The 17245-nt window shown below is 71.4% G+C and carries 13 protein-coding genes; 7 read left to right on the forward strand and 6 right to left on the reverse strand.

Annotated features, from left to right (window positions below; all coding sequences use genetic code 11):
- Positions 1-43: 43 nt before the first annotated feature.
- A complete protein-coding gene (locus ACZ303_RS10505; protein WP_467337186.1) occupies positions 44-1729 on the reverse strand; it encodes an MFS transporter in 1686 nt (561 codons plus the stop codon).
- Between the two features lie 151 nt (positions 1730-1880).
- On the opposite strand from ACZ303_RS10505, the gene ACZ303_RS10510 reads away from it, so the two are divergent.
- On the forward strand, positions 1881-2474 hold the full coding sequence (locus ACZ303_RS10510) for a TetR/AcrR family transcriptional regulator (protein WP_467337188.1): 594 nt from the start codon (positions 1881-1883) through the stop codon (positions 2472-2474).
- 23 nt (positions 2475-2497) lie between these two features.
- Here the strand turns inward: ACZ303_RS10510 and ACZ303_RS10515 are convergent, their stop codons facing one another.
- From ACZ303_RS10515 to ACZ303_RS10530, 4 genes are all read right to left on the reverse strand, one after another.
- On the reverse strand, positions 2498-3364 hold the full coding sequence (locus tag ACZ303_RS10515; protein WP_467337190.1) for a carbohydrate ABC transporter permease: 867 nt from the start codon (positions 3362-3364) through the stop codon (positions 2498-2500).
- A gap of 1 nt (position 3365) precedes the next feature.
- Entirely contained in the window at positions 3366-4730 is a 1365-nt protein-coding gene (locus ACZ303_RS10520; RefSeq protein WP_467337192.1) for an extracellular solute-binding protein, read from the reverse strand.
- Between the two features lie 95 nt (positions 4731-4825).
- Positions 4826-5524 carry a response regulator gene (locus tag ACZ303_RS10525; protein WP_467337194.1) on the reverse strand — a complete coding sequence of 233 codons (699 nt, stop codon included), beginning with the start codon at positions 5522-5524 and terminating at the stop codon, positions 4826-4828.
- Entirely contained in the window at positions 5521-7179 is a 1659-nt protein-coding gene (locus ACZ303_RS10530; protein WP_467337196.1) for a sensor histidine kinase, read from the reverse strand. The genes ACZ303_RS10525 and ACZ303_RS10530 overlap by 4 nt, the downstream gene beginning before the upstream one ends.
- 221 nt (positions 7180-7400) lie before the next feature.
- On the opposite strand from ACZ303_RS10530, the gene ACZ303_RS10535 reads away from it, so the two are divergent.
- A complete protein-coding gene (locus ACZ303_RS10535) occupies positions 7401-8756 on the forward strand; it encodes a cation:dicarboxylate symporter family transporter (RefSeq protein ID WP_467337466.1) in 1356 nt (451 codons plus the stop codon).
- A 459-nt stretch (positions 8757-9215) separates the two neighbouring features.
- Here ACZ303_RS10535 and ACZ303_RS10540 read toward each other — a convergent pair whose 3' ends face one another.
- Complete coding sequence (locus tag ACZ303_RS10540; protein WP_467337198.1) at positions 9216-9614, reverse strand: hypothetical protein; 399 nt, start codon at positions 9612-9614, stop codon at positions 9216-9218.
- 610 nt (positions 9615-10224) lie between these two features.
- Here ACZ303_RS10540 and ACZ303_RS10545 point away from each other — a divergent pair.
- The 5 genes from ACZ303_RS10545 to ACZ303_RS10565 all read left to right on the forward strand — a co-directional run bounded on the left by ACZ303_RS10545 (position 10225) and on the right by ACZ303_RS10565 (position 17172).
- A complete protein-coding gene (locus ACZ303_RS10545; RefSeq protein ID WP_467337200.1) occupies positions 10225-10971 on the forward strand; it encodes a hypothetical protein in 747 nt (248 codons plus the stop codon).
- 249 nt (positions 10972-11220) lie between these two features.
- Positions 11221-12066: a carbohydrate ABC transporter permease gene (locus tag ACZ303_RS10550; protein WP_467337202.1), complete on the forward strand. Its 846-nt coding sequence runs from the start codon at positions 11221-11223 to the stop codon at positions 12064-12066.
- A gap of 262 nt (positions 12067-12328) precedes the next feature.
- Positions 12329-13327 carry an AraC family transcriptional regulator gene (locus ACZ303_RS10555; protein ID WP_467337204.1) on the forward strand — a complete coding sequence of 333 codons (999 nt, stop codon included), beginning with the start codon at positions 12329-12331 and terminating at the stop codon, positions 13325-13327.
- Between the two features lie 412 nt (positions 13328-13739).
- Positions 13740-14561: an ABC transporter ATP-binding protein gene (locus ACZ303_RS10560; RefSeq protein ID WP_467337206.1), complete on the forward strand. Its 822-nt coding sequence runs from the start codon at positions 13740-13742 to the stop codon at positions 14559-14561.
- Positions 14562-14631: 70 nt separating this feature from the next.
- Complete coding sequence (locus tag ACZ303_RS10565) at positions 14632-17172, forward strand: FtsX-like permease family protein (protein WP_467337208.1); 2541 nt, start codon at positions 14632-14634, stop codon at positions 17170-17172.
- The last annotated feature ends 73 nt before the right edge of the window (positions 17173-17245 follow it).

Genomic DNA, 17245 nt, shown 5'->3' on the forward strand with positions numbered 1-17245 from the left:
GTACCTCGGCGGAGGTACGGGGCACCGGTGCGATGTCGAAGCGTCAGACGCGCTCGTCGGCCTTCTTGTCCTCGGCCTTGCTCTCGCTCTTGTCCTCGGCCTTGTCCCCGGCCGGGGCCTGCGGGGCGCGGCGCGGCAGGAGGAGGGCCACCACGACCGTGCCGACGCCGAGGATGACGGCGCCGATCACGCTGGTGTGGGCGACGGAGTCCGCGAACGCCTTGTGCACGGCCTCGACCACGGTCTGCGCCTGCTGGGCGCCGAGCTGGGCCGCCTTCTCCGCGCCGACCTTGGGCGCGGCACCGGCCGCGACCTGCTTGCCGACCTCCTGGGCGACGCCCAGACCGGCGCCGACGGAGTCCTGCGCGATGGAGAGGGCCTTCTCCGGTAGCTTCGGGCCGCCGCCCGCGGCCACCTTGTCGGCGGCGTCGGCGAGGTTGGAGGAGTAGGTCTTGGCCAGCACCGTGCCGAGGATGGCGATGCCCAGCGAGCCGCCCATCTCGATCGAGGTGCTGTTGACCGCGCCGCCGACGCCGAGCTGGTCCTCGGGGAAGGAGCCCATGATGGCGTTGGTGCAGGGCGACAGGGACAGACCGATGGCCAGACCGAGGATCATCAGCGGTCCGACGAAGTCGTTGTACGTGGAGTCGGCGTCGACGCGGGTGAGCAGCGCGATGGCGACCGTGCCGACCGTCATGCCGAGGGCGACCGTGATCTTCATGCCGAACTTCGGCGTGAGGAAGGCGGTCAGCGCGCCGCCCACGAAGACGGCTCCGGCCAGCGGGAGCATCCGTACACCGGTGTCGAGCGGCGAGTAGCCGAGCACGAACTGGAGGTGCTGGGTGAGGTAGTAGAACGCGCCGAAGACGGCGAGGAAGAACAGCGCGACGGCCAGCGTGGAGCCCGCGAAGGCGCGCTGCGCGAAGCGGCGGACGTCCAGGACCGGGCGCGGGTGGCGCAGCTCCCAGAGGACGAAGGCGACCAGGCCGACGCCGGCGAGCACGGCCGCGGTGATGGCCTTGGCGCCCCAGCCGAAGTGCGGGCCCTCGATGATCATGTAGATCAGCGAGCCGACCCAGATGACGGACAGCAGACCACCGATGTAGTCGATCTTGTCGACATTGGCCGCCTTGGACGGCGGTACGAGCAGCAGGGCGCCGATGATGCCGAGGACGGCGATCGGCACGTTGATGAGGAACGTCGAGGCCCAGCCGTGGTCCTCCAGCAGCGCGCCGGCGACCAGCGGACCGACGGCGATGGCGAGGCCGGCCGTGGCGGTCCAGATGGTGATGGCCTTGGCGCGCTCCTCGCGCGGGAAGGTCGCGGCGAGCAGCGACAGGGTCGCCGGCATGATCATGGCGGCGCCGACGCCCATGACGGCGCGCGCGGCGATGACGGCGCCCGAGCTGTCCACGAGCGAGCCGGCGACGGACGCCGCGCCGAAGACGAAGAGGCCGAGGACGAGCGCCCCGCGGCGGCTGTACTTGTCACCGACGGCACCGAGGATCAGCATCAGCGCCGCGTACGGCACGGTGTAGCCGTCGATCACCCATTGCAGGTCCGAACTGCCGAGGCCGAGGTCCTTGACCATGTCCGGGGCCGCCACCGTCAGCGACGTGTTGGCCATGACGATGATCAGCAGGCTGAGGCACAGGACTCCCAGTGCCGCCCAGCGCCTCTTGTACGGACCGTCCATCTCGTCGACCGGAGTCGACATCGCGAGGCCCATCGGCCCCCCTTTCGGAATCTTGCACACTACTGTGCAATTACACAACGCTGTGCAATTTACGCGTCTGCCCAGCCGTGTGCAAAATGAACCCAGCGGACCGCCGCGATTTCGCCGGTGGTATCCGGGGGACGCCCGATCGAGAAGAGACCCAATGGCCGGCAGAGCGGACGCCAATCGCCGCCGCATCATGGACATCGCGCTCGCCGAGCTGCTGCGCGACGCCGACGCGAGCATGGACCAGATCGCCCGCGCGGCCGGCGTCGTACGCCGCACCGTCTACGGGCACTTCCCCAGCCGGGAAGCGCTGATGAGCGCCCTCGTCGACGACGCCGCGCACGCGGTGGAGGTCGCGCAGGCCGAGGCCCTGCGCGACGTCGACGACCCCGCCAAGGCCCTGGCCCGCTCCATGCTCGCCGCCTGGGAGATCGCCGACGGCTACCGCCTGCTGATCTCCCTGGCCCAGCGCAGTGTCACGGTCGAGGGCATCCACCGGCGCCTGGAGCCGGTGCGCCGCGAGTGCGCGGCGATGCTCCAGCGGGGCCTGGACGAGGGCCGCTTCACCTCACCGCTGCCGGCGATCGCCCTGGCCTACGTCCGCGAGCAGATCCTCTTCGGCCTGATGCAGGCGGTCAACGACGGCGTCCTGGACCCGGAGGAGGCCGGCCGCTCGGCAGCGGTGACCACGCTTACGGCGGCGGGCCTGCCGGTGGCGGAGGCGGCGGAGCTGGTGGCCCGCCTGCCGTAAGCCGGTGGTCCGCCGGGGAGGGGTCAGACCTCCTCCCGCATCAGGCGGAGGTAGATCACCGAGAACAGCGCCCCCACCAGCAACAGCAGCAGCGCCACCGCCGTGCCGTAGCCGATCAGCGACTTCAGGAACGCCTGGTCGTACATGAACACCGGCAGCGTCTGGCTGCGGTCGCCGGGCCCACCGCGCGTCATCGCCCAGATGAGGCCGAATACCGACAGCGTCTGCAGCGTGTTGAGCATCAGGTTGGTCGCGATGGACCGGCGGATCATCGGCAGGGTGATGTGCCAGAAGCGGCGGACGCCGCTCGCGCCGTCGACCTCCGCAGCCTCCGTGACGTCCCGGGGGATCTCGGAGAGCGCGGCCGAGTAGACGAGCATCGAGAAGGCCGTGCCGCGCCAGACGTTGGCGAAGGAGACGGCCAGGATCGGCAGGGTGAACAGCCAGTCCTGCGAAGGCAGATGGAGCCAGTCCAGGACGGCGTTCAGCGTGCCGCGCCGGTTGAAGAAGGTGTAGAGCAGGAAGCCCGCCACGATCTCCGGCAGCACCCACGCCGCCACCACGACCGCGCCCGTCAGCGCCCGTACGGGCCGCGACGCGCGCCGCATCAGCGCGGCGAGGGCGAAGCCGAGGGTGTTCTGGCCGACGATCGAGGACAGGACGGTGAAGACGAGCGTGAGGAACACCGCGTTGCGGAATCCGTCGTCGGCGAAGGCACGCCGGAAGTTGGCCAGGCCGACGAACGACGCGGACGCCTGGCCCGTCAACTGGGTGTCGGTGAAGGCCAGATAGACGCAGTACGCGATCGGGCCGGCGAGGAAGAGCAGCAGCAGCGTCGTGGCCGGGGCGATCGGCAGCCAGCGGGCGGCGCGGTGGACGGCGCCTCGCACCTCACCGCCCCCTGACGGTCACGCCGTCGCCGCCCGCGATCGCCCTCAGCCGCTCGTCGTAGCGCCGGGCGGCCTCCGCCACCGACGCGTCGCCCGTCGTCACCGACTCCATGGCGTCCCTGATCGCGCCGGACACCTGCGGATAGACCGGCAGGGTGGGCCGGTAGTGGGTGTTCTCGACCCGCGCGGTGAAGAACTCGATGCCCGGCATCGACGTGCGGTACTTCTCCGTGGCCGCCACGTCGTCCCGTACCGCGATCTGCCCGTCGCGCACGGCCCACTCGGTCGCGTTCTCCTTCGTCTGGAGCGTCTCGATGAGCTGCCAGGCCAGATCCGCCTTGGTCGACTTGGCCCCGATCGCCCACGTCCAGCCGCCCGAGAGGCTCACCTCTCCCGGGGCCGCGCCGCGCTGCGTCGGGAACGGCGTCTGTCCGAGCACCTTCGACCACTGGGGCCACGGGGTGCTGCCGGACGGCTGCCAGTACTTGCCGAGCCAGTTGCCGTCGAGGTCGATGGCGAGCTTGCCCCGCGGCAGCCATTCCGTGGTGACGCGGGTGTAGACGTTCGCGTCGAGCGCGTCCGCCGGCTCGGGGCCGAGCTTCTCCCCGTACACCGTCCGGATGAAGTCCAGGGAATCCTTGAAGCCCTGCCCGCCGGCCACCCACTTCTTCGCCGCCGGGTCGTAGAGGGGGTCCTTCCCGGTGCCGTAGGCCAGCATCTCGAACCCCTGCATGGTGGCGGTCTCGCCGGGGCCCTTGCCCGTGTAGATGTTCAGCGGAATGACGCCGGGCACCTTCCGCTTGACCGTACGGGCCGCGTCCAGGACGTCCTGCCAGGTCCTCGGCCGCCAGTCGGCCGGCAGACCGGCCTTCGCGAAGATCTCCTTGTTGAACCACAGGCCCCGGGTGTCCGTGCCGTCCGGCACACCGTACGTCCTGCCGTCCTCCGCCTTCGCCGCGGCCTTCGCGGTCGGGATGAAGCGCGCCCAGTCCTTCCAGCCCGCCAGCTTGTCGTCCAGCGGTCTCAAATACCCGGCCTTGATATCGGAGTTGATGAGGAAGGTGTCCTCGCGGACGACGTCCGGCGCGGTCTTCGGCGACCGCATCATCTGCTGCACCTTGGCGTAGTAGTCCGCCTGCGACGCCTGCACCGGGATCAGCCGCAGCTTCTTCCCCTGGTGGTCGGCCTCGAACCGCTTCTTGATCCCGGCCAGGTACTCGTCCATGATCCGGACCTTGTTGTCGGTGCTGCGCTGGTAGACGACCTTCACGGTGTCCGGATCGCCACCCGACCCCCCGCCGCAGGCGGCGAGCGGGACGGCGGCGGCGAACGTGACGGCGGCGAGGAGCAGAGGAGTGGTACGCACGGCTACGACCTCCTACGAGCCGGGACGGCACCACGTACGTTCCCTTGTTGGCGGCACGGCACGCCACAGCGGGCCCGTCCGGCGGGGACCGAGGGCTACCGGACCAGCCAGCGGTACCCCAACTCCGGCCGCCCCACCTGCCCATAGCGCGGAGAACGAGCCGCAAGCCCGGAGGCGACAAGGTGCTCCAGATACCGCCGCGCCGTGATCCGTGAGATCCCCAGACACTCGGCCGCCGCGGCGGCGGAGATCCCCTCCGCCCCGACCTCCCGCAACGCCCCCGTGATCGTCCGAAGCGTGTCCAGGCTCAACCCCTTCGGCAACGCCGCGGGCCCCGGCGCCCGTAGCGCGCCGAGCGCCCGGTCCACCTCCTCCTGCCCGCTCGCCTCGCCGGCGACCGCGCGGAACTCCGCATAGCGGGCCAGCCGGTCGCGGAGCGTGGCGAAGGTGAACGGCTTCAGGACGTACTGCACGACACCGAGCGAGACGCCCTCCCGTACGACCGCCAGGTCGCGCGCCGAGGTCACGGCGATGACGTCCGCGCCGTGCCCGGCGGTGCGCAGGGAGCGCAGCAGCTGGAGGCCGTGCCCGTCGGGGAGGTAGAGGTCGAGGAGCAGCAGGTCGACAGCCGTCCGCTTGAGGAACTGCGCGGCGTCGCCCCGCGTGTGCACCACCCCGGCGACGGTGAATCCGGGCACGCGCCGTACGTAGAGCGCGTGCGCGTCGGCGGCCACGGGGTCGTCCTCCACGACGAGTACCCGGATGGGTCGCGTTCCCGGCTGCGGGGCACTCATGAGGCGGCTCCGGCCTGCTCTTCGGTGCGTACGCGCAGCGGCAGCCGCACCGTGAAGCACGCCCCGCCACCGGGCGCCCCGGCGACCTCGACCGTACCGCCGTTGCGCCGCGCGGCCTGCCGGACGAGCGCGAGGCCGAGCCCCCGGCCGTGCGGCGCGGTGCCCGGCGACTTGGTGGACCAGCCGCGCCGGAACACCTCGTCGACGGCCTCGGGCGCGACCCCGGCGCCGTTGTCGGTGACACGGAGCAGCAGCTCACCGTCGTCGGCCCGGACGGTGACGGTGACGTGGGCGCGGCGGTCGGGGGTGCGCGGCGTGCGGTTGGCCTCCTCCGCGGCGGCGTCGACGCCGTTGTCGATGAGGTTGCCGAGGATGGTGACGAGGTCGCGGGCCGGCAGGCCGGGCGGCAGGAGGCCGTCGTCGACGTGGGTGTCGGGGGCGAGGACGAGCTCGACGCCGTGTTCGTTGGCCTGGGCGGCCTTGCCGAGGAGGAGCGCGGCGAGGACGGGTTCGGCGACGGCGGAGACGACCTGGTCGGTGAGGGCCTGGGCGAGTTCGAGTTCGGCCGTGACGAATGCGACAGCCTCGTCGGCGCGGCCGAGCTCGATGAGCGAGACGACGGCGTGCAGCCGGTTCGCGGCCTCGTGCGCCTGGGAGCGCAGGGCCTCGGCGAAGCCGCGTACGGAGTCCAGTTCCCCGGACAGCGCCTGGAGTTCCGTGTGGTCGCGCAGGGTCACGACCGTGCCCCGGCGCTCGCCGCCCGATACCGGTGAGGTGTTGACGACGACGATCCGGTCGGCGGTCAGGTGCAGCTCGTCGACGCGCGGCCCGGTGGCGAGCAGCACCTCCGTGAGGGCGGGCGGCAGCCCGAGCCCGTCGACGGGCCGGCCGATCAATTCGCCGCCGAGCCCGAGGAGTTCACGTCCGCCGTCGTTGATGAGCGCGATGCGCCGCTGTCCGTCGAGCATCAGCAGCCCCTCGCGCACGGCGTGCAGGGTGGCCTCGTGGTAGTCGTGCATCCGGCTGAGCTCGCCGGCGTTCATGCCGTGGGTGTGGCGGCGCAGGCCGGCGTTGAGGAGGTACGTGCCGAGTCCGCCGAGGGCGAGCGCGGCCAGCGCCACACCGAGCAGCCAGCCCAGCTGGCGCCGGATCTGCGCGCTGATGGCGTCGACGGTGATGCCCGCGCTGACGAGCGCGATGACCTCGCCGGCGTCCGTGACCGGCACGACGACCCGTACCGAGGGGCCCAGGGTCCCGGTGTACGTCTCGGAGAAGGCGCGGCCGCTCAGCGCGGGACCGGTGTGGCCGAGGAACGGCTCGCCGATGCGGGCCGGGTCGGGGTGGGTCCAGCGGATGCCCTTCGGGTTCATGATCGTCACGAAGTCGACGCCGGTGTCGTGGCGGACCCGTTCGGCGTAAGGCTGGAGCGCGACCGCCGGGTCCGTCGATCGGACGGCGTCGCGTACGGCCGGGGACGCGGCGACGGCGGCGGCGGCCGCGGTGACCTGGCGGCGCGCGGCGTCCTCCGCCTGGCCGCGGTCGGCGGCGTACGCGAAGGCCGCGCAGCCGGCCACCACGGCTGCGACCAGCACGGTCTGCATCGCGAAGAGGCGGCCGGCCAGGCTTCGGGGGCGGCGTATGCGGGGTCTGCGCATGGCGGACAGTCTGACCCGGCCGCGGCCATGAACGTAATGCACGCAAGGGTGACCACGGTCACAGACCCGTGCATAGTCACCGGAGCCCCACTCGTCGGGAGAGGGGGCATGGCAGGAGCGGCACGAGCCGTACGGGCCGGACGTGCCGTATGAGCCGGACGTGCCGTACGCGCCGATGAGCCTGTATGAGCCGCACGACGAGGAGAGACCCCGTGACATCCGTGACAGCGCCGTCACCGCCGGGCAAGGGCGAGCAGCCACGCCGCGACCGTACGCACTACCTCTACCTCGCGGTGATCGCGGCGGTGCTCGTCGGCATCGCCGTCGGCTTCGCCGCCCCGGGCGTGGCCGTGGAGCTGAAGCCGCTGGGCACCGGCTTCGTCAACCTGATCAAGATGATGATCTCGCCGATCATCTTCTGCACGATCGTGCTGGGCGTCGGTTCCGTACGGAAGGCGGCGAAGGTCGGCGCGGTCGGCGGTCTGGCGCTCGGCTACTTCCTGGTGATGTCGACGGTGGCCCTGGCCATCGGCCTGGTGGTCGGCAACATCCTGGAGCCCGGCAGCGGGCTCCACCTGACGGAGTCGGTGCGGCACGCGGGCGAGGCACAGGCCAAGGGCGCGCACGAGTCGACGGCCGACTTCCTCCTCGGCATCATCCCGACCACCATGGTCTCGGCCTTCACCGGCGGCGAGGTGCTCCAGACGCTGCTGGTCGCCCTGCTGGCGGGCTTCGCGCTCCAGGCGATGGGCCCGGCGGGCGAGCCGGTGCTGCGCGGCATCGGCCACATCCAGCGGCTGGTCTTCCGCATCCTGTCCATGATCATGTGGGCGGCGCCGGTGGGCGCGTTCGGCGCGATGGCGGCCGTGGTCGGCGCGACGGGCGTGGACGCGCTCAAATCGCTCGCCGTCATCATGATCGGCTTCTACATCACCTGCCTGCTGTTCGTGATCGTGGTCCTCGGCACGCTGCTGCGGCTGGTGGCAGGGGTGAACATCTTCGCGCTGCTGAGGTACCTGGGCCGGGAGTTCCTGCTGATCCTCTCCACCTCCTCCTCGGAGTCGGCGCTGCCGCGCCTGATCGCGAAGATGGAGCACCTGGGCGTCAGCAAGCCGGTCGTCGGCATCACCGTGCCGACGGGCTACTCCTTCAACCTCGACGGCACGGCCATCTATCTGACGATGTCCTCGCTGTTCGTCGCGGAGGCGATGGGCGACCCGCTGTCGCTGGGCCAGCAGATCTCCCTGCTGCTCTTCATGATCGTCGCCTCGAAGGGCGCGGCGGGCGTCACCGGCGCGGGCCTGGCGACCCTCGCGGGCGGCCTCCAGTCCCACCGCCCGGAGCTGGTCGACGGCGTCGGCCTGATCGTCGGCATCGACCGCTTCATGAGCGAGGCCCGCGCCCTGACGAACTTCGCGGGCAACGCGGTGGCGACCGTGCTGGTCGGCACGTGGACGAAGGAGATCGACCGGGCGCGGGTGGACGAGGTGCTGGCGGGCCGGGTGCCCTTCGACGAGAAGACACTGGTGGACGACCACGCGCCGGTACCGGAACAGCGGGAGCCGGCGGGGGTGTGACCCGCGCCGGGCACAGTCGGCCGGACCGCCCGCCGCGGCGCTTCGCCGGGCGCTTCCCCGTACGCCACCTCCCCACGCCCGCTCGACGGGCGCGGGGAGGTCCGGCACGCGGGGGGCCGGTCAGCACGATGCCCGCACAAACGCCGGGGTCCTACTCCAGGTTCGGAGTAGGACCCCGCTCAATGACGTCGAGCCGTCATGGCATGCCCAAGGCGCTCACACCGGCACACCAAGACCACGCACGAGGGCCAGAACCTGAGGCGCGATGCCGGCCCCTGCGCCAACTACGATGCCGATCACGCTATCGATCAGGCCACCAACGATGGGCACACCCATGAACGCTCCTTGAAGTCGGTAACTTGCATAGTCCCCAAGGGACTTCACGGTCATGGCGACACAGCGGCGGGCTCACCCGCACGAGGGACACGCCGCTGTACCCCGTGGAGGTGGGGTCGGTTGTCAGCAGGTGCCGCTGCCGGTGCCGGGGGTGCCGTGCACGCCGTTGCCGACGCCGCCGAGCCCGCCGTTGCCGCCGGGGCCGCAGTGTCCGATCATGCCGGTGCCGGTGGCCGCCCCGCCGTTGCCGCCCGCTCCGCCGGCGCCGCCTGTGCCACCGGCGCCGCCGAAGCCTGTCGTGCCCGCGCCGCCGACCCCGCCGTTGCCGCCGTCGGTACCGGGCCACCCGGCCGGGTGGGTGGGCGTTCCGTCGGCGCCGTTGAGGCCGTTGAGGCTGGAGCAGGCGGCGACCGCCGGGGCTGTGCCCGCGGCCAGGGCCGCGGTGGGCACCGCGGTGAGCGTCACCGTGGTGAAGAGGGCGCGCACACCTAGAAGGGCGGTAGGCCGTCGCTTTCCAGTCATGGCGCGATCTCCTTGGAGGAGGCGCGAGTCGGGCTTGTGAATACCCGTGGCGACGTGGTTCGTTGGCGCTTCTCGGACGGCCGCTAATTCAGGCGCCCATCTTCCCGCCCATCGCCCGCCGGCGGGACAGCGGGGAGAAATAGACACATGGGCCCGGCCAGGGACCGTTGGGTATTCACGTCGCCCAATTCCGGTCGATCCGAAGCTGATGCGAATGTGATGAATAAGCTAGACGCCAGAGCCTTTGGAGCGAAAGTACTCTTATCATCTTGCGCGGTGCCCGCTTCGATGGTGACGCGTGAGACAGGGCCTTGCGTGAGGTGGTGCCGGGGAGGGGATTCCGTCGCCGTCCCAAGCCGGGCCGGACCAGCGGCGGCGGCCCGGATCATAGGCGAACGAGCGCCCGCACTCACATTGAGCAATCGGTCTGGAATTCGAGAGTAAGGGGTTGTAAATCCTTCCATCGGATGACCACCGGTACGCATTTCGGTATGCAGAGAAAAGCTTCCCCGCGTATCCCCTGGCAGCTGCGAGGGTACGTCTGAGCCCGCTGCGTATTGACGCAGTGCCCCGCATCAGCGAGGCAGCCGAGCCATTTCCAGGGGGTTCCATGAGATTCCGTCGTGCCCTTCTCGCCCTTGCCGGCGCCGCTGTTCTGGCCACCGGCACGACCGCCCTCCCGCCCGCGACCGCCCAGGCCCGGATCATGGCCGTGGCGTGCGACGAGACATCGCTGATCACCGCCGTGAACACGGCCAACGCCGCCGGCGGCGGGACCGTGACCCTCACCCCGGGCTGCACCTACACCCTCACCGCCGCCCACGGCAACGACGGCGTCAACGGCCCCACCGGGCTGCCGATCATCACCACGCCCATCACCTTCGAGGGCAACGCCAACACCATCAACCGCTCCGGGGCAACCAACTTCCGCATCGCCCAGGTCAGCACCACCGGCAGCATCACCCTCAAGGCGGTCACCCTCAGCGGCGGTCACGCGGCCACGAACGGCGGCGGCATCCTCAACTCCGGCTCGGTCACCCTCACCGGCGGCGAGCTGTCCAACAACGCCGCCGACGGCACCGGCGGCGCCATCTACAGCACCGGCGGCGCGGCAGCGGCGACGTTCACCAGCAGCAACGTCAAGAACAACACCGCCCACCAGGCCGCCGGTATCGCCAGCGTCAACTCAACCCTCACCCTCACCAGCAGCGTGGTCAGCGGCAACGCCGCCGCCATCAACCCCGGCGGCATCTACTACGTCGCCGGCAGCGCGACGCTCAACACCTCCTCGGTGACCGCCAACACCCCCACCAACTGCACCGGCAGCCCCTCTCCCGTCCCCGGCTGCATCGGGTAACACCACCCCACCACGAGAGCGAGAACCGGACTGGGCCGCCGGCCGCCGATGCGGGCGGCCCAGTCGCCGGGCGGAGGGCGCCGCCCGTTCGTACCGGATCGGCGAGAAGCCCGCTCCGCGCTGGGAGCACCGCATCACCCGGCCCCCGCGCGTCTGTGTTCGCGCCCCCTTCGCGCGCTACCCTCCCCATGCCCGGCGGCAGTTGTCCCGATCCGCCGCGGGGACGCGTTCACCGCCCCCGGAGGTGCCATGCCCCCGCTCTCCGTACGTCTCCCCCGTCGCACCCGGCACCGGATCGCCGCCGATGCCGCCCTGCTCGGTGTCGCCGTCTCGTTCGCGTTGCCGCTCGTCTGGCTGCTGTTGGCGTCCGTGGATTCCGAGGCGGGGCTGCGCGTGAAGGCGCCCTCCGGGGCGACGGCGGAGAACTTCTCGGCGGTGCTGACGGACGAGATCACGTTCACGCCGATGCTCAACAGTCTGCTGCTCTGCGGCGGGGCGACGGCGCTGACCGTGACGTGTGCGGCCTTCGCCGCCTATCCGCTGTCGCGGTTCCGGTCGCGGTTCAACCGGCCGTATCTGCTGACGATCCTGTTCTCCACCTGCCTGCCGATCACCGCCGTCATGGTGCCGGTCTACGGGCTGTTCGTACGGATCGATCTGATCGACACGGTGTACGGGACGGCGCTGTTCATGGCCACCGCCCAGCTCCCCTTCGCCATCTGGCTGATGAAGAACTTCATGGACGGCGTCCCGAAGACCTTGGAGGAAGCGGCGTGGACCGACGGGGCCGGGTGGTTCCAGACCCTGGTCCGCATCGTGCTGCCGCTGATGGGTCCCGGCGTCGCGGTGGTGGCGATCTACTGCTTCGTGCTGATGTGGGGGAACTTCTTCGTGCCGTTCCTGCTGCTGCTCTCGCCCGAGCAACTGCCCGCCGCCGTCACGGTGTTCACGTTCTTCGGCAACTACGGGCAGGTGGCGTACGGGCAGCTGGCGGCGTTCTCGATCCTGTACTCGACGCCCGTGATCCTGCTGTACACCCTCATCTCCCGCCGGCTCGGCGGCGGCTTCGCGCTCGGCGGCGCGGTCAAGGGCTGAGCAAGGGGGCGGGGGCGGGAAAGGACGAACCCCGCCGTCTGTCCGCTGAGACGGCGGGGCACCCCCTCCGATGGAACCCGGCCCTGGATGTCCCCCGTATACCCAGGGCCGTGGCCGAGCGGCCGGGGCTGTCCCGAAACAGCTGTGGGGCGAGCCCTCGCCTTGACTGCGACCAAGCAGAACGGTACTAACGGGGCCATCTGTCGGCTACTCGCCAAACGCGGCTCCTGTCCGGAGAACGCGGGCACCCGAGGAAAGCCTGATGACCGAACCCGGCGTGGGGCCGAACGCCCCCGGCAACATGCGCACGCTCGTACTCAGCAATGATCTCGACGAGACACGGGAGATCATCAGCTCCGCCTACAGCCCGTACGAGCTCAGCGTGCTCGGCGACCCCAAGGACTTCTCCGCGTGGTACGCGGAGGGCAGCTTCCCCGGCGTCACGGTGTCGGGGTTGCAGTACGGGGCCGAGACCCTGGTGGCACCCCAGCCGCTGGACTCGTATCTGCTGGTCTGCCAGCTCGTCCGGGGGCGGGTGAAGGTGATCTCCCCCGGGCGGGAGGAGCGCGTCGTCGGGCCCGGCCAGACGTACGTCCTCGACCCGTACCGCCACTTCAAGGTGCACTGGGCGCCCGGCGCCCGGATGACGACGCTCCGCCTGGACCGCGAGACGATCGAGCAGGCGGCGGCCGACGTGCTCGGCGTGGACGGGCCGTTACGGGCGCGGTTCTCACTCGCCGGCGCGCTCTCGCCCGGTGCCGCGCGGAGCTGGCAGGGCATCTCCGCGGCGGTGCACCGGGAGATCCTCGGCGAGGGCATCGCGCGCACCAGCCCGCTCGTGGCGTCGCAGCTGACGCAGACCACGGCCGCGATGCTGATGGAGACGCATCAGCTGATCACCGACGGGGTGGACGCGCAGCGGCCGGGGGTGGTCGCGCACGCCGCGGTGCGCCGGGCGATGGCGCTGGCGGAGGAGCGGGCGGACCAGCCGCTGACGCTGGCCGACCTGGCGCGGGCCGGCCGGGCCAGTCCGCGCGCGCTGCAGGAGGCGTTCCGCCGGCATCTGGGCACCACGCCGCTGGGGTATCTGCGCGAGGTCCGTCTCGGCCGGGCCCACGAGGACCTGCTGGCCGCCCGGGGGCGGCCGGACGTCACCGTGGCCCAGGTCGCGTACCGCTGGGGCTTCGGCAACCTGGGCCGGTTCGCCGCGGAGTACCGCCGGGTCCACGGGCACGCGCCGTCGCGGACGCTACGGGGATGACGCTCGGCCTCGGGCGCCGGAGGCCGACGTACGGACCGTTCGCGAGTACGCGCTGAGGCGACCGCCGGCGAGCACCCTCCCGGGCCGCCCGGGCCGGACGGACGCGGAAGCGCACCCTCACCGGATCGCCCGACACGCCCGCCCCCGCAAGGGCACCGGCCCGCGGGGCCACCCCGCACCGCCGAGCCCCCGCACGGGGCCCCGTGCGTCCTCAGGATGACGATCGTCCCTCTCAAGGACTACGCGCCGACGCCCCCGTCGGACTTTTGGCCGGTGCCGGTTCAGGTCGTGCGGCTGAGGTCCCGCGCGCTTGCGGCGCCCAGAATTGGAGGAGTTGATTCCGGCCATTGCGCCCCGTCCCCCGGGTACGTACGGCCCGCCCACTCCCTCGAACCCCTCCGGAGGAGACCTCGTGTCCCACGCGACGGCTTTCCCTGCTTCCCCGTTCCCCCACGCCCCCACCGGCCCCGTCGCCGCTCGCGCCACCGATCTGAGCAAGGTCTACGGTCAGGGCGAGACCCGGGTGGCCGCCTTGGACGCGGTCTCGGTGGAGTTCCGCCGCGCGGAGTTCACCGCGATCATGGGGCCGTCCGGTTCGGGCAAGTCGACGCTGATGCACTGCATGGCCGGGCTGGACTCCATCTCCTCCGGTTCCACCCGGATCGGTGACGTCGAGCTGGCCTCGCTCGGCGACCGGCACCTGACCCGGCTCCGCCGCGACCGGATCGGCTTCGTCTTCCAGGCGTTCAACCTCCTGCCGACCCTGACCGCGCTGGAGAACATCACCCTGCCGATGGACATCGCGGGCCGTAAGCCGGACGCGCAGTGGCTCGACATGGTCGTGGACACCCTCGGCCTCGCCGGCCGCCTCGCGCACCGCCCGAGCCAGCTGTCCGGCGGCCAGCAGCAGCGCGTCGCCGTGGCCCGCGCGCTCGCCGCCCGGCCGGAGATCATCTTCGCGGACGAGCCGACCGGCAACCTCGACTCCCGCGCCGGCGCCGAACTCCTGGGCTTCCTCAGCGAGTCCGTACGGGCCCTGGGGCAGACGATCGTCATGGTCACCCACGACCCCGTCGCCGCCTCCTACGCCGACCGCGTGGTCTTCCTCGCCGACGGCCGGATCGTCGACGAGATGCGCGAGCCGACCGCCGACGCGGTCCTGGACCGCATGCGCCGCCTCCCCGGGGGCAACCCCCGGACCTCCGGCTCCGACGCCACGGGCCGTACGAGCTGACGGCGGCCACCGCCCGCCGACAACCGCCGCCCACGACCTCGTCCACGATCCCCAGGGACTGACAGACCCCATGCTCCGTACCGCTCTGCGCAACGTCCTCGCGCACAAGACCCGGCTGATGATGACCGCCCTCGCGGTCCTCCTCGGCACCGCGTTCGTCTCCGGCACCCTCGTCTTCAGCGACTCCGTCGGCAGTGCCTACCGCGCCAAGATGGCCAGGAGCCTCGACGACGTCGCCGTCTCCGTGACGGGCGGCCCGCCCACCGGGAACACGAAGGGGGAAGGCGGCGCCCTCGACTCCCGCGTCGTCGACACCATCCGCGCCCTGCCCGGCGTCACCGACGTCCGCCCGTCGGTCGACGGCGTCGCCACCATCGCCGACAAGCACAACAACCCCGCCGGCAGCGACTGGGGCAGCAGCGGCGCCAACTACGTACCCGGCAAGGACGGCAAGGACAGCCGCTACCCGCTGGTGAGCGGCCGGGGCCCGGTCAGGGCCGACGAGATCGCCCTCGACGTGAAGACGGCCGCGAAGACCGGCGCCAAGCCCGGTGACACCGTGCGGCTGGCCATCGACGGGCCGGTGATGACCAAGAAGCTGGTCGGCACCGTCGAGACCGACGACCCCAGGATCGGCGCGGGCGGCAGCCTCGCGCTGTTCGACACCGCGACCGCGCAGAAACTCTTCGGCAAGCCCGGCCAGTTCAGCGAGCTCGTCGTCTCCGCCGCCAAGGGCACCGACCAGAACGCGCTGACCCGCAAGGTCAGGGAGGTCCTCCCGAAGGACGGCTTCGAGGCGCAGAGCGGCACCGAGCTGGCCGCCCAGCAGTCGAAGTCGATCGACAAGGAGACCAGCTCGATCCGCACCACGTTCCTGGTGTTCGCCGGTATCTCGCTCTTCGTCGGCGTCTTCATCATCGCCAACACCTTCACCATGCTCGTCGCCCAGCGCAGCCGCGAGATCGCGCTGCTGCGCGCGGTCGGCGCCTCCCGCCGCCAGGTGGTGCGCTCGGTGCTGATCGAGGCCGGGGTGCTGGGCCTGGCGGCCTCCGCCGCGGGCTTCGTCCTGGGCCTCGGCATAGCCGTCGGCCTGCGCTCGCTGCTGAACTCCAACGGGGCCGAACTCCCGGACGGGCCGCTGGTGATCGAGCCGACCGCCGTCCTGTCGGCCCTCGGCGTCGGTGTCCTGGTGACCGTACTGGCCGCCTGGCTGCCCTCCCGCAAGGCGGCGCGGATCGCCCCCGTCGAGGCGCTGGCCGCCGTCGACCAGGCGCCCACCCCGCGCGGCCTGGTCGTCCGCAACTCCATCGGCGCCGTCGTCACCGCCCTCGGCGTGGCGATCATGCTGTACGTGACCACCCTGCGCGACACCGACGGCCTGTCGTTCGCGATGGCCGGTTCGGCCCTCACCCTCGCGGGCGTGATCGTGCTGGCGCCGCTGCTGTCCCGCCCGTTCGTGGCGCTCTTCGGCAAACTGGCCGTCCGCGTCAGCGGCATCAGCGGCAAGCTGGCCAAGGAGAACGCGCTGCGCAACCCGCGCCGCACCGCCGCCACCGCGTCCGCGCTGATGATCGGCCTGACGCTGATCACGGGCCTGACGGTGGCGGCCGTCTCCGCGAACCAGGGCATCGACCAGATGGGCAAGAAGGACCTGACGGCCGACTACAAGGTCAGCTCGACGAGTTACCTCGGCCTCTCCCCTGAGGTCGCCAAGGCCCTCGCCGGGCAGCGGGGCGTGGCCGCCGCGGTGCCGCTGCGCGCCTCCGGCTTCCAGACCGACGGGCAGCCGGCGGGCCTGCGGGGTACGGACGTGTCGGCCATCGGCAAGGTCGTCGACCTGCGCGTCACCAGCGGCTCGCTCGCGGACGTCCGCGGCGTGAAGACGGTCGCGGTGTCGCAGGACTACGCCGAGCAGCGCGGCCTGAAGGTCGGCTCCGCCCTGCCGATGGAGTTCTACGACGGCAAGAAGTCCACGCCGCGCGTCGCCGCCGTCTACGCCTCCAACGACGTCCTCGCCGACGTCCTCTCCACCCCCGCCCTCGTCGACCCGCACCTGGACAAGGTCCGCGACGACCAGGTGCTGGTGAAGGCCGCCCCCGGGCAGGCCGACAGCCTCCCGGGCAGGATCAAGGAGACGCTCGGCGGCAACCCGATCATCAAGGTGCAGAGCCAGGAGGACCTGCGCCGCTCGGAGGCCGGCAACATCGACGACGTCCTCTACCTGATGTACGGGCTGCTGGGCATGGCCGTCGTCATCGCGATCGTCGGTGTGGTCAACACCCTCGCCATGTCGGTCTTCGAGCGGACCCGCGAGATCGGGATGCTCCGCGCGATCGGCCTGGCCCGTACCGGCGTCAAGCAGATGGTGCGGCTGGAGTCGGTGATGATCGCGATGTTCGGCGCAGTCATGGGCGTCGGGGTCGGCGTCTTCCTGGCCTGGTCCGGCGGCCACCTGCTGCGGTCCTCGTTCCCGCAGTACTCCATGGTCGTGCCCTGGGCGCGGATCGGGGTGTTCCTGCTGCTGGCACTCGTGGTGGGCGTCCTGGCCGCGGTCTGGCCGGCCCGCCGGGCGGCGAAGCTCAACATGCTGGAGTCGATCGGGGCGCAGTGACGCCTGCGGGGCCGGCCCTCTTCACGGAGGAGCCGGCCCTCGGCCGTGTGAGAGGAGCGGGATTTCGCAACAC

The sequence above is a fragment of the Streptomyces sp. NPDC023527 genome, from assembly GCF_055560115.1.

Excerpts from the sequence above, each read along its gene's own strand:
- ACZ303_RS10565 (WP_467337208.1), top strand. The coding sequence starts at position 14,632 with ATGCTCCGTACCGCTCTGCGCAACGTCCTCGCGCACAAGACCCGGCTG.
- ACZ303_RS10550 (WP_467337202.1), top strand. The coding sequence starts at position 11,221 with ATGCCCCCGCTCTCCGTACGTCTCCCCCGTCGCACCCGGCACCGGATC.
- ACZ303_RS10530 (WP_467337196.1), bottom strand. The coding sequence starts at position 7,179 with ATGCGCAGACCCCGCATACGCCGCCCCCGAAGCCTGGCCGGCCGCCTC.
- ACZ303_RS10510 (WP_467337188.1), top strand. The coding sequence starts at position 1,881 with ATGGCCGGCAGAGCGGACGCCAATCGCCGCCGCATCATGGACATCGCG.
- ACZ303_RS10555 (WP_467337204.1), top strand. The coding sequence starts at position 12,329 with ATGACCGAACCCGGCGTGGGGCCGAACGCCCCCGGCAACATGCGCACG.
- ACZ303_RS10540 (WP_467337198.1), bottom strand. The coding sequence starts at position 9,614 with ATGACTGGAAAGCGACGGCCTACCGCCCTTCTAGGTGTGCGCGCCCTC.
- ACZ303_RS10505 (WP_467337186.1), bottom strand. The coding sequence starts at position 1,729 with ATGGGCCTCGCGATGTCGACTCCGGTCGACGAGATGGACGGTCCGTAC.
- ACZ303_RS10525 (WP_467337194.1), bottom strand. The coding sequence starts at position 5,524 with ATGAGTGCCCCGCAGCCGGGAACGCGACCCATCCGGGTACTCGTCGTG.
- ACZ303_RS10545 (WP_467337200.1), top strand. The coding sequence starts at position 10,225 with ATGAGATTCCGTCGTGCCCTTCTCGCCCTTGCCGGCGCCGCTGTTCTG.